The sequence below is a fragment of the Daejeonella rubra genome (assembly GCF_900103545.1).
GTDB lineage: Bacteria > Bacteroidota > Bacteroidia > Sphingobacteriales > Sphingobacteriaceae > Daejeonella > Daejeonella rubra.
Genome location: NZ_FNHH01000002.1, coordinates 205,916 through 218,296 on the forward strand (window position 1 = coordinate 205,916; position 12,381 = coordinate 218,296).

Here is a 12,381-nt window from a genome sequence, read left to right on the forward strand (position 1 = left end):
ACTCTGTATCTAGTTTCGAGTCGGAGAGCTTCTTCTTAAGAACTAATCTCAAGCTTATACCCTTTACCGCGAACAACAACAATTTTGATATTCGGATCAAATTCTAATTTTTTTCTGAGTTTTGATATGAACATATCCAGGCTACGCCCCACAATAACACCTTCATCTTCCCATATCTCTTTTTGCAGCCGGCTTCTCTCTATTGTTTCGTTTGGAGACAATGCGAAAATGAGCAATACCCGCGTTTCGGTTCCGGTCAGGTCTATTGTCTTTCCATTTATCAGGAGATTCCGGTTCTTTGCATCGAACAGCACCGGACCCAAACTGAAGATACTGGTAGACTGGATGTCTGCTATACCTTTCCGGGGCTTAGCAGATCTTAAAAAAATAAAGCCAACAAATGCTAAAAATGGAAGGCTGCCCAGAAGATATCCATTCTTTGCTATTAGTATACCCCTTGGTTCGAACCTGATATTAATCATGTAACAGGCTGTGGGCTGCTCTCTTCCTGAACATGCTACAATAGTGTTTTTTTCATTTTTGGATATGGCGTATGCAAATGCTACGCTGGCGTTGCTACAATTCAGAACGTTAACAACATAATCACCTGCGAGCGGGTCTTTGGCCAGTAAACGCCGGGTAGTGTTCACAAGTGAGTCCGGTTGAAAAGTAAGATTATTCTCAAACCTGATCTGGTATTCATTCTCTGCGATCTTATTTACGGGCAGCACCCTTGATGTACTGTCGCCAGACTGTAATAGGAGTTCATGTCCGATCCTGCGGAGTAAAACTTCCCTTCTTGCAATATCAAAGTCGTCGTCTCCCGCCATACCGAAAGCCACGCAGATCACAGAGATAAACAACAATATCAATGCGGAGAGGTATTTGCGTTTCCCTGAGATGAGATTTTGGCTAACATGCATAATGTCAAGATTTTATTTACAAAGTTTACATTTTTATTTACAATTCTAATCGCTCAGACTAAAAAACATCAAAGTAGTTTTGCTGTATCAACCGGATAGGTTTCACTTAAAATTAAAGAATATGAAAAAATCATTTGTGTATGTTCCCGCCTTCCTCATAGTATTATTTCTGCTAAATTCTTTTGTGCTAAAAGAAAAGGACGCGGGGGAGAAAACGACCGCAGGGCTAAAATCATTTAAAGACCTGTGGCCTGGTGATAAGTCCCAGATAGATCCATCTGCAAAGGACTCAGTATTCAGACCCAATGGAAATGAATCCGGACTTGTAAGAAGCGTTTTCAAATCTACTGATGGCGGACAAACCTGGCAGGACATTAGCGAAGGACTCCCTGAAGCTGAACAGCCTGTAAATTTCTTTGCCGGAGAGTCTGATCTCTATTTACAGGGAAATAATGCAATGTATCGGCTTAAGAGTAATCTTATAGCTCCGGTTTGGGAAAAAGTGAATGTTCCTGATCCGCAAAGTGCTTCAATTGCTTTCAATCGTTCGGGTATCATGGCTTTCAATTATAAAGGACAGATTTATCAAAAGATGCACGCTAAAGAAACCTGGTTGCCTATACATACAAATTTCAACAAACATTCAATGCGAACTATTTTTGAAACATCTGATGGAACGGTATTCCTCGGTTTTGACCATGGTCTTTACAAATCTACCGACAAGGGAAAAAACTGGAAACAAGTGCAAAATGAAGGCTGGGTAATGAATATCGTGGAGTCGGAAGGAGTTCTCATTGCGACAGGTCAAAAAGGTATCATGCGTTCGACAGATAATGGTGAACACTGGCAATGGGTAATCAGCGAGGGTGGCGTGGGTATAGCTATTGAACGTATCGAAGGTGGATTTGCTGCTATATCCTCCAACACAAAAACCCAATCCAGAAGGATACACATTTCATTGGATAGTGGAAAAACCTGGCAGGCCATTGATGAAGGACTTCGGCCTACTTTGTTCATTTCATCGATCAAACAAATGGGCAAATATTTAGTACTTGGTCATCCGGATGGCATATTTCGTACATCTGACAGGGGTAAAACCTGGAAAAGTGTTCATTCTGGTGTTGATGAACCTGTTGATAAAAACGAGTTTAAATTTGTACCAACCTGGAACAGTCAGGTCAGTGAACCGGGAAATGTATTTAAGATACATGTTTCCGGTAATGCATTGTATGCTGTGGCGGTGAGTGCAGGATGCTAATAATAATCAATAAGAAAAAGGACGAACATTGAAGAGTTTCAATCGAATACTAAAAAGTACAACAGTAATTTGCTGTTGTACTTTTTAGCGTAGCAACTGCTCTGGTTATTTAATGCAAAAGAGTTTTCTGACTCGTTTTCCCCCGGTCCCTTGCATGCTGCATAACCCCCCTTTTTTAAAATCCATTATCAGGAATATAAAACTCCGAATTCCGCGTAGCACTCTCCTCGGATACTTAATCATTCACAATCGGGTACAATTTGGTTTACACTCGTTAAGGAGCGTTCAGATTGAAGGATAATATCAATAAATTTATTTATGCATCTATTAATAAGCATAGTATGATAAAAATATTGATTTCTATTAGTGTCTTATTCTTATTCCATTCTTCTGCAAATGCACAAATCCTGAAAAAATTGAAGGAAAAAGCAGAGAATGTGGCAGGGAAGGTTATTGACAAAAAAACAGATGAGAAAATTGATACTGAGAGCAAGACTGAAAACAGTACTTCCGGCAGAAATCGTATCAGTAATACTGAGGGCGCTGGTTTAATTACCACTCCGCCGGATGTCAAAGAAAATCTGAACAGCGCCGAAACCGCATTTAAGTCCGGTAATTATGGTGCAGCAAGATATGCCATACAACAGGCTATTTTAGGCGTTGAAATGGAAATAGGATTTAAGCTGTTAAAATCTTTGCCCGAAACTATAGCTGGATTACCTAAGCAATTGGATCAGGATGAAGTTACCAGTTCCGGTTGGGGCTGGGCGGGACTGAATATTCACAGATTGTATCAAAATGAAAAGAAGCAGTTCGAGTTAACGATAGCGAACAATTCGATGCTTTCTGTGATCAATCAGTTTTTAATTGGGGGCGCTTATGGCCAAAGTACAGGTGGCCAGCAGAAATGGAAACAAATAATGGTGAAGGGCAATAAGGCGATTATCGAGTTTGATGCCGGAAGCGGATATAAAGTAAGTATTCCACTTGGGCAATCGTCTTTGCTGGCTTTTGAAGGTGTGAATTTCGCTACAGAACAGGAAATGATGTCTGCCGTCAATGAGTTTAATATAGATGAAATCAAAAAAACTTTAGGTGAAAAATAAACAGATCCGGAAATGAAAGCAACAGTATTAACTCTTATGTGTCTGGTGTTGGGCCTTGTTGTAAATGCACAGGATTTCAATAGTTCTATTCAGGCTGCCCGTCAATCTTATAGCTCTGGTAATCTGGAGGACTCGCGTTTTGCCATGCAGCAAATGCTTCAGGAAATTGACATTCTGACCGGAAAGGAAGTTCTGAAGATCTTACCCAATACTTTAGGAACTTTAGAGGCAAAGATAGCGGAGGATCAGGTTAGCGCCGGAGTCGGTTTTGCCGGGGCAGTTATTCATCGGCTTTACCAAACAGACGACAAGTCGGCAGTAATGGAGATCATTAGTAACTCCCCCCTAATTGGTTCTATCAATGCGATATTATCCATTCCTTTTATTGGAACAGGTGCTAATGGTGAAAGGAGAGTTGTTAAAATTGATGGATATAAAGCCTTGATCCAGAAAAGTTCAGATTCTGCTAAAATTGCCTATGATATCCAGGTTCCTTTAGGGTCGACATTGATCACTGTGCGGACCGAAAACTATAGCGACGATATTTTGAAACTTGCCAATAGTATTCCTGTTGCCCTGATCGCACAAAAGTTAAATTAGATTCAATTCCCTTCTTGTTTCATCTGAGGCGGATCATGCCTTGGTGATTAATGAAAAAGCCTGGCTTGAATGCCTGGCTTTTCTGCTTATAGCCATATTTCCAATTTTCTGATTAGTTAGGAATTTGGTTTCTGTTCCGGCCTTGTACTGATCTGGTTTTACCGGCTCCTGCCTGATCATTAGCTTCAAACCTATGGAATTGATGATCTCATTGCAGGCTGATCTTTATGATTCTTCCATAAATCTGTTTCTTTCGTTAAATTTTGTTGGATTATATCAACATTAAATTCATTAATTTATATTAATGTTGGTTTATATGTACAAATATTTAATTATATGTATTTTTTTATTAGTATATTTGTTGAGTTTATTCACCATTAACTTATATTTTCGGTATTAACGATGGAAAAAGCAAACATAAATATTTATTCGAAAAGTGATCTTCACTACATTGATCTCATAGGTGAGTTTGTAAAGGCCAGCAGGCTGGCCCAGAATAAAACCCAGCAGCAGCTGTCTGAAGAGGCCGGAATCAACCGTACCACACTTGTCCAGCTTGAAAAGGGCAATTCGGTAAATTTATTGTCATTGATACAGGTGTTAAGGGCCTTGAAAAAACTTCATGTCTTTCGTGAAATGGAGGTCAAGCCTCAGTTAAGTCCGATGCAGCTTGCAGAAATAGAACAAAAATACAGGCAGCGTGCAAGGCCTGTCAAATCAACCAAACAAAAACCTCAGTCAGATTGGTAATGAATACGGCCTATGTCAATATTTGGAATAAGCGGGTTGGTGCCGTTTCCTGGGATCCTGACAGGAGATTAGCGAGCTTTGAATATGATGCCGGATTTTCTGTAAATGGCTGGGATATAGCTCCCCTTAAAATGCCGCTGGAACAGTCGGATGTGATCTATTCATTTCCTGAATTAAGCAATACAAGTACTTTTAAGGGCCTTCCTGGTTTGCTGGCAGATATTCTGCCGGATCGTTACGGAAATACCCTCATCAACACCTGGCTGGCACGGAATGGGAGGGAAGCAGATAGTATGAATCCCGTGGAGATGCTCTGCTTCGTTGGACGCCGCGGAATGGGTGCCCTGGAGTTTGAACCGGTGAACCCTCAAAGTGCTGATACATCCACAAAACTAGAGATAGCCAGCCTCATTGAAATTGCAAGGGATCTGTTAAATGACCGGCAACAATTCAATTCAGGCCTTGGGGCTGACCGTGAAAAGGCCTTGCTTGATATTATAAAAATTGGAACATCGGCAGGTGGGGCAAGAGCAAAGGCTTTAATTGCCTATAACGATCAGACTAAAGAAGTACGATCAGGTCAGGCAGAGGCTCCCAAAGGTTTTAGTCACTGGATCATAAAGTTTGACGGGGTTCACGATAGTCAGTTTGGTGAAAGCTATGGATATGGCAGAGTAGAAATGGCCTATCATTTAATGGCAAAGGATTGCGGAATTGAAATGACCGAATGCCGTTTGCTGGAAGAAGGTGAGCGGGCACATTTTATGACCAAACGATTTGACAGGGCTCCCGGACAGGGAAAGATCCATGTTCAAAGCTGGTGCGCAATCAATCATGCCGATTTTCAGGAAGTTGGAGCACATAGTTACGAAGGCCTTTTCCAAACCATGCGTGCACTTATTCTTCCCTATCCGCAGGCAGAACAGTTGTACCGAAGAATGGTATTTAATATCATTGCCCGCAATTGTGATGACCATACTAAAAATTTTTCTTTCATGATGGATAAGCAGGGTGTGTGGAAACTCGCTCCGGCTTTTGATGTTTGTTACGCCTATCGCCCCGGAAGTGTATGGGTCAGCAGGCAATCGTTAACAGTGAATGGTAAGAGAGAAAATTTTAAAATGGATGATCTTTTAAATCTGGCTAAAGAGATGAATATCAAAAAGGCTGCTGCTATTATTTCAGAAATACAAGGTGTCCTGAAAAAATGGCCGTTCTATGCTGATCAGGTGGGAGTGAAGGCTGAATTAAAAGATGAAATTAAAAGTAACCTGCTAAAGTTGTAAAAAGTGGGTCTATGCCCAATTGGATGCCTCTACAAACATAGCATCCCAGCATCCCACATCAACAGGTATTTTCTGCAAATGTTCCGGAATAGATTCACGTTTAATCCTTAATCAATCTGAGTTAAAGGCTACAGAAAATTTGTCCTCATAAATTACTCCTGATCACGTTTTTCTCAGCAATGGCTCTTCTGATGAGAATCAACTGGCTATATGATTACGGTCGTTTTCTTTGATTGACTGAATATGCAATTTTGACTAAGATTATACATGTCAAGATTTAGAGCATAATCAATTATTTACCTTTTAAAAAACAAAGACCATGAAACATTTTAAATTAATTCTAATCCTGCTAATGTGTATTTCCGGATTCACTATTAAATCCTTTGCGCAGATTGTATTGCCGGAAGTTAAAGTAGTTGCTGTTAACTATAAATATCTTAACTCGGTTGATAATGATGCAGTTGCTCTGCCCGTAAAACGTCTTGAACGGGAAGTTGCAGCCTTTGATCTCAAAAACTCAGATTATTATGAAGATGAATATGATACTTATTTTATTTCATTTTACATCCCGGAAGGAGAAATTCTGGCAGCTTATGATAAAGATGGAAAGCTAATACGTACTGCTGAAAAGTATAAGAATGTGAAGCTGCCAACAGCAGTGGCAAAGACTGTAGCAGAGAAATATCCTGGTTGGGAAATTGCCAAAGATGTATATCTGGTAAGTTATTATGAGACAAGAGGGGTAAGTAAGATGTATAAATTGATATTAGAAAATGGGAAACAGCGTATGAGAATCAAAACAAATGAGAATGGGGATATCATTTAACCTATGTTTAAATAGAAATTTTGAGCAGCTTGAGAGGGCTGCTCTTTTTTTGCCTTCTTAAATCGGATTGAACATAAATACTATTTGCAAATCCAAAACTGAATTAATGGCCTTTTTAAGGCTTTTTTTATGGATTATAGGTATAGTTATTCAGTAAATCAGATATGCGTATGATTTATATCCTGTTGCCCAATGATAAAATTTGCAAATCAGTTTGTTTTATTTAATTTAATGAACTCATTTGAAGGATATTAATATGGTGTTGAAAGATATAGGAGAATGTTTTCCTCAAAAGAATAGAAACATGGTCAGAAATAATGTTATTGAATTTATAATCTCTTTTAATGGTAATTGATTTTGTCTGTTTTCTGTATTTAATAATGAAATGAAGATTTTAATGAATTATAAATACAGTTTTCTGTTTTTACCCCTGCTATTTTTTATACCTGGCACGGAACGTTTGTCTAATATTCCATTAAGTTTTCAGGCAGTGAATGCTGAACTATATTATAATGAAATTGATTTCCAGTCGGTTAAAAAATTCGATGTCCATATTCATATAAATACTGCTGAAACAACTTTCATAGAACTGGCTAAGCAAGATAATTTTCGTTTTCTGGATATTGTTGACGACCGTCCCTTCGGCTTACCAATGGCTGAGCAACAGAATTTCGCCTTTTTTCATTTGAAAAAATTTCCTGAGCAAATGAGTGTGGCCACTACTTTTTCCGTTAAAGATTTTGAAAATGAGGATTGGGCGCAAAAGACCATTGCCGGTCTTGAGTATTCCTTTTCAAAAGGGGCCGGAGCGGTTAAAATATGGAAGAATATCGGGATGGATTTGAAGGATAAGGATGGCAAATTTGTGATGCTGGATCACCCCCGGATCAAACCCATTCTTGATTATCTCGAAAAGAATAAGATCCCTTTGATCGGCCATAACGGTGAACCCAGAGATTGCTGGTTGTCACTTGATAAAATGACCTTTAGTCAGTCCTATTATGGTTCCCATCCCGAATATCATATGTTTCTGCATCCTGAATATCCATCCTATGAAGATCATATCAGAGCAAGAGATAATATGCTTGAACAGCACCCGGATCTTAAGTTTGTCGGAGCCCATCTTGGCAGCCTTGAATGGAGTTTAGATGAATTGGCGAAGCGCCTGGACAAATATCCCAACATGAGTGTTGATCTATCCCGGATAACCAATTTGCAGCTTCATACTTTAAATGACAGGCAAAAAACCCGTAACTTTTTCATTAAATATCAGGACAGGCTGGTTTATGGAACAGACAAGGCAATTAATGCCAGTGCCAACCCTGCAGAATTGAAAAAAAGTATTCATGATGCATGGCTTCGGGATTGGATATTCTTTGCAACAGACTCGAAGATTAAATTAGCAGGTTTTGGAGAACTTTATGGATTAAAGCTGCCCCGGCAGGTTATCAATAAGATCTATCGGAAAAATGCTGAAAATTGGCTGGCAAACTCCGGTAGTTTAAGGAACAAGAATTAATCTGATCTAAATTTATAAAGAATGCAAAAAACAGAAGTACCACAGGAGACTGTTCCTGTTTCAGGATCGATAGTCAATCCTGCTTTGCCTCAAGGGCGTATTGCTTCAGTTGATGTTTATCGCGGCTTTGTTATGCTCCTGATGATGGCAGAGGTGCTTTCTCTTTCGGATGTTTCTAAAGCATTGCCAGGCAATAAATTTTGGGAATTCTTATCCTTTCACCAAAGTCATGTTCCCTGGGTATGGTTGAGTTTGCACGATATGATTCAGCCGTCCTTTACATTTTTGGTCGGGGTGGTATTGCCTTATTCCATTGCCAGCAGGAAAAATAAAGGAGCCAGCTTTGAAAATATTTTGGGGCATACCATAAAGCGATCATTCATTCTGATATTTCTGGGAATATTTTTGCGTTCTATGCATTCCGGACAAACAAATTTCACGTTTGAAGATACCTTAACACAGATAGGATTGGGATACACCTTTCTGGTCGTCATTTCACTTTATTCTCAAAAGGTCCAGATCGGGGCCCTGATCTTCATTTTATTTACTTATGCGCTTGCATTTGCTCTTTATCCATTGCCGGGAGCAGCATTTGATTATACATCAGCAGGGGTTCCGGCAGACTGGGAGCATAATTTGAGTGGCTTTGCAGCGCATTGGAATAAGAATACAAACTTTGCATGGGCTTTTGACCAGTGGTTTATGAATTTATTCCCACGTGAGAACGTTTTCCTTTACAATTCCGGAGGATATTCTACTCTTAGTTTTATCCCAACACTTGGTACGATGATCCTTGGACTGCTGGCAGGGAATATTTTAAATTCATCTGTCGTAGCCAGTAAAAAACTTAATTCCTTCATTTTTGTAGGTATTGCCTTAATACTCTTTGGAATATTATTACATGTTACCGGATTGAATCCGATTGTAAAACGTATCTGGACTCCTGGTTGGACTATCTTTAGCGGAGGTATCTGTTTCCTCTTCCTGGCAATGTTCTATGGTTTGATAGATATGAGAGGAAGGCATAAGGGTTCATTCTTCTTAATGGTGATCGGTGTGAATTCCATTGCTGCCTATGTCATTGCTGATGGTGGGATGAGAAACTTAATAAACGACTCACTTTTCATTCATTTGGGTAAAAATTTCGATCAGATATTAGGCCCTGCTTATGCTACTCTGGTGAGCGGCGGACTTGTTTTATTCTTTGAGTGGCTGATTTTATATTGGATGTATAAGAAAAAAATATTCATTAAAATTTAAGATCATTAACTATATTCCCATAAATTATGAAAGCAAAAATTCTATGTTTCTGTGCTCTCAGTATATTTTTTCAAAATTGTACTCAGACTCAAAAAGCTTCTTCAGCAGAAGACAGTTCAGCCTCTGAATTTTATACGGCTGATGATTTTAAGTCGGTAGAAAAATACGATACCCACGTACATATTAATGCATATGATACCGCCTTCATTAATTTAGCAAAGGAGGATAATTTCAAACTTTTGGCTGTTAATGTTAATCCTTCATCTTATCCTACAGTTGAGGACCAGGAAAATGTGGCCCTTCAAATGATCAAAACTTATCCGGAACGTGTGGCTTATGCGACCACTTTTACTGTAAAAGACTGGGGAACAGATAAATGGTTGCCGCAAACACTGGCATATTTAAAAGGTTCCTTTGAAAAGGGTGCTATTGGCGTTAAGATATGGAAGAATATTGGGATGGAACTTCGTGATAAGAATGGAAAATTTGTGATGGTGAATGATCCTAGAATTGACCCTGTTCTCGATTTTATAGAGAAAAGTAATGTTACTCTGGTTGGACATTTGGGAGAGCCTAAGAATGCCTGGCTTCCGGTTGATCAGATGACGGTATCAGGCGATAAATCTTATTTTAGTAAGCATCCAGAGTATCATATGTACCTTCATCCTGAGTATCCTTCCTATGAGGATCAGGTCAATGCCCGTGATAATATGCTTGAAAAACATCCCAATATCAGATTTGTTGGTGTTCATTTAGGGAGCCTTGAATGGGATGTTGATGAACTGGCAAAACGCCTGGATAAATTTCCAAATATGGCAGTTGATATGGCTGAGCGTATTTGTCATCTGCAATATCAAACTGTAAAAAGCAGACAAAAGGTTTATGATTTCATGGTTAAATATCAGGATAGACTTATTTATGCAACAGATAACTGGGTAGCCAAGGGTTCTGATCCGGCAGAGTATAAGAAAAGGATCCATGAAAGAAGATTAAGTGACTGGAGATACTTTGTGACCGATGATGATATGAATGTTCCTGACTTTGAGGAGAAGCTTAAAGGATTGAAATTACCAAAAGAAGTGATAGATAAAATATATCGCAGCAATGCCGAAAAATGGTTTCCAGGTATTTAATACAGACATAATACTATTTTACAATACAACAAACATTTAAAAACGATGAAGAATAACCGTAGAGATTTTTTAAAAAAAAGTAGTCTTGCCGGACTTGGCATAGCAGGTGTTGGTGTACTTAATGGATTTGCCTCAGAGCCGGAAAAAGGACCATGGGTGTCTAAATCGAGCATTCAGACCTTTAATATGAGTGGTTATGCCGCACCAAAGCTTGAAACTGTCCGTGTTGGATTTATTGGATTAGGTCAGCGCGGTCCATCACATTTAAATGCAATCTCTAAAATTGAAGGTACAGAGATCAAGGCATTATGTGATCTGCGTCCGGAAAGCGTAAATAAAGCAAAAAAGGTTCTTGATGGAACAAGCCATAATCCTGCGATCTACACAGGTAATGAAGACGAGTGGAAGAAACTATGTGAGCGTAAAGACATTGACCTGATCTATATCTGTACCCCATGGCATTTGCATGTTCCTATGGCCGTATTTGCAATGGAGCAAGGTAAGCATGTAGCTATTGAAGTACCTGCAGCAGTTTCCATGCAGGAGTGCTGGCAATTGGTTGAAACTTCTGAGCGTACACGGAAGCATTGTATGATGCTTGAAAATTGCTGCTATGACTTTTTTGAACTTTTGACATTGAACATGGCAAGACAAGGTTACTTTGGTGAGATCATACATACTGAAGGAGCTTACATCCACAACCTCATAGACCTTAATTTCAGTGATAAAGGCTATCAGAATATGTGGCGCTTAAGAGAGAATGCTACCCGGGAAGGTAGCTTGTATCCAACCCATGGTTTAGGTCCGGTTTGTCAGGTTTTGAATATAAATCGTGGTGATAAAATGGATTATCTTGTTTCAGTTTCCTCCAATGATTTCATGATGGCAGAACGTGCTAAAGCTGAGGCTGCTAAAAATGATCTTTATAAGGAATTTGTTGGCAAGGACTTTAAGGGAAACATGAATACTACAACTATTCGTACTACCCATGGGAAGACTATCATGATACAGCATGATGTGACCTCTCCTCGTCCGTATTCACGTATACACCTGGTGAGTGGAACCAAAGGAACTGCTTTGAAATATCCTGAACCTAGAATTTCCAACAGCCATGAAGGTTGGGTTAAAGAAGCTGAATTTAAAGCTCTTGAGGAAAAATACACACCGAACATTGTTAAAAAAGTTGGTGAACTGGCCAAAAAAGTTGGAGGTCATGGTGGAATGGACTTCTTAATGAACTGGCGACTGATCGATTGTCTGCGTAATGGTTTGCCTCTTGATCAGGATGTTTACGATGCTGCTTCATGGAGTTCAGTATGGCCATTGAGTGAATGGTCAGTAAATAACCGCTCTAATTCAGTGGATGTGCCTGACTTTACCCGTGGTTCATGGAAGAAAAACCAACCTCACGATATTGATCTGAAAAAAGGTGGAGATACTAAAGTAAAGATCTAGAAATGAAATAATAGCTGTATTTCCCGGGTAACTTCTCCAAAAAATCAAAAATGGGGGGATAAAACAGGGAAAGTATTGTTTTGACGGATATCCGGATTTTCAACAACCTTTAATACCGTATTGCGGCTATTGGTTATTGTTTCCGGATATTCTTTATTTAAGGGCATTGGTACTATAATTCAACAGGTTTTTTCTGATCTATTGACTGACTGTTAAATATTTTTATTGAAGATTAAGAAATTATAACAATATTAACATGTCAAAT

At 39.1% G+C, this 12,381-nt stretch carries 11 protein-coding genes; 10 read left to right on the forward strand and 1 reads right to left on the reverse strand.

What is annotated here, in order from left to right; genetic code table 11:
• Positions 1-35: 35 nt before the first annotated feature.
• Positions 36-923, reverse strand: coding sequence for a winged helix-turn-helix domain-containing protein (locus BLR27_RS02410; protein ID WP_090699072.1), 888 nt, complete (start codon positions 921-923; stop codon positions 36-38).
• Positions 924-1,044: 121 nt separating this feature from the next.
• Between BLR27_RS02410 and BLR27_RS02415 the strand changes: the two genes are divergently transcribed.
• From BLR27_RS02415 to BLR27_RS02460, 10 genes are all read left to right on the forward strand, one after another.
• A complete protein-coding gene (locus BLR27_RS02415) occupies positions 1,045-2,181 on the forward strand; it encodes a sialidase family protein (RefSeq protein WP_090699076.1) in 1,137 nt (378 codons plus the stop codon).
• Between the two features lie 341 nt (positions 2,182-2,522).
• On the forward strand, positions 2,523-3,287 hold the full coding sequence (locus BLR27_RS02420; protein ID WP_143007683.1) for a hypothetical protein: 765 nt from the start codon (positions 2,523-2,525) through the stop codon (positions 3,285-3,287).
• Between the two features lie 12 nt (positions 3,288-3,299).
• On the forward strand, positions 3,300-3,887 hold the full coding sequence (locus BLR27_RS02425; RefSeq protein WP_090699085.1) for a hypothetical protein: 588 nt from the start codon (positions 3,300-3,302) through the stop codon (positions 3,885-3,887).
• A 402-nt stretch (positions 3,888-4,289) separates the two neighbouring features.
• The gene (locus BLR27_RS02430) at positions 4,290-4,637 is read left to right on the forward strand and encodes a helix-turn-helix domain-containing protein (protein ID WP_090699092.1); all 348 of its coding nucleotides are present in this window, start codon (positions 4,290-4,292) and stop codon (positions 4,635-4,637) included.
• Positions 4,637-5,923 (forward strand): type II toxin-antitoxin system HipA family toxin, encoded by a 1,287-nt coding sequence (locus BLR27_RS02435; protein WP_090699096.1) that lies wholly within the window; start codon positions 4,637-4,639, stop codon positions 5,921-5,923. Before BLR27_RS02430 ends, BLR27_RS02435 begins: the two co-directional genes overlap by 1 nt.
• A gap of 319 nt (positions 5,924-6,242) precedes the next feature.
• Positions 6,243-6,749 carry a nicotinate-nucleotide adenylyltransferase gene (locus BLR27_RS02440; RefSeq protein WP_090699100.1) on the forward strand — a complete coding sequence of 169 codons (507 nt, stop codon included), beginning with the start codon at positions 6,243-6,245 and terminating at the stop codon, positions 6,747-6,749.
• 397 nt (positions 6,750-7,146) lie between these two features.
• Positions 7,147-8,268 (forward strand): amidohydrolase family protein, encoded by a 1,122-nt coding sequence (locus tag BLR27_RS02445; protein ID WP_176767585.1) that lies wholly within the window; start codon positions 7,147-7,149, stop codon positions 8,266-8,268.
• A gap of 21 nt (positions 8,269-8,289) precedes the next feature.
• Complete coding sequence (locus tag BLR27_RS02450) at positions 8,290-9,528, forward strand: acyltransferase family protein (protein WP_143007684.1); 1,239 nt, start codon at positions 8,290-8,292, stop codon at positions 9,526-9,528.
• Between the two features lie 26 nt (positions 9,529-9,554).
• A complete protein-coding gene (locus BLR27_RS02455) occupies positions 9,555-10,661 on the forward strand; it encodes an amidohydrolase family protein (RefSeq protein ID WP_090699110.1) in 1,107 nt (368 codons plus the stop codon).
• A 45-nt stretch (positions 10,662-10,706) separates the two neighbouring features.
• Positions 10,707-12,116, forward strand: coding sequence for a Gfo/Idh/MocA family protein (locus BLR27_RS02460; protein WP_090699113.1), 1,410 nt, complete (start codon positions 10,707-10,709; stop codon positions 12,114-12,116).
• The last annotated feature ends 265 nt before the right edge of the window (positions 12,117-12,381 follow it).

Excerpts from the sequence above, each read along its gene's own strand:
- BLR27_RS02410 (WP_090699072.1), bottom strand. The coding sequence starts at position 923 with ATGCATGTTAGCCAAAATCTCATCTCAGGGAAACGCAAATACCTCTCC.
- BLR27_RS02415 (WP_090699076.1), top strand. The coding sequence starts at position 1,045 with ATGAAAAAATCATTTGTGTATGTTCCCGCCTTCCTCATAGTATTATTT.
- BLR27_RS02420 (WP_143007683.1), top strand. The coding sequence starts at position 2,523 with ATGATAAAAATATTGATTTCTATTAGTGTCTTATTCTTATTCCATTCT.
- BLR27_RS02425 (WP_090699085.1), top strand. The coding sequence starts at position 3,300 with ATGAAAGCAACAGTATTAACTCTTATGTGTCTGGTGTTGGGCCTTGTT.
- BLR27_RS02430 (WP_090699092.1), top strand. The coding sequence starts at position 4,290 with ATGGAAAAAGCAAACATAAATATTTATTCGAAAAGTGATCTTCACTAC.
- BLR27_RS02435 (WP_090699096.1), top strand. The coding sequence starts at position 4,637 with ATGAATACGGCCTATGTCAATATTTGGAATAAGCGGGTTGGTGCCGTT.
- BLR27_RS02440 (WP_090699100.1), top strand. The coding sequence starts at position 6,243 with ATGAAACATTTTAAATTAATTCTAATCCTGCTAATGTGTATTTCCGGA.
- BLR27_RS02445 (WP_176767585.1), top strand. The coding sequence starts at position 7,147 with ATGAATTATAAATACAGTTTTCTGTTTTTACCCCTGCTATTTTTTATA.
- BLR27_RS02450 (WP_143007684.1), top strand. The coding sequence starts at position 8,290 with ATGCAAAAAACAGAAGTACCACAGGAGACTGTTCCTGTTTCAGGATCG.
- BLR27_RS02455 (WP_090699110.1), top strand. The coding sequence starts at position 9,555 with ATGAAAGCAAAAATTCTATGTTTCTGTGCTCTCAGTATATTTTTTCAA.
- BLR27_RS02460 (WP_090699113.1), top strand. The coding sequence starts at position 10,707 with ATGAAGAATAACCGTAGAGATTTTTTAAAAAAAAGTAGTCTTGCCGGA.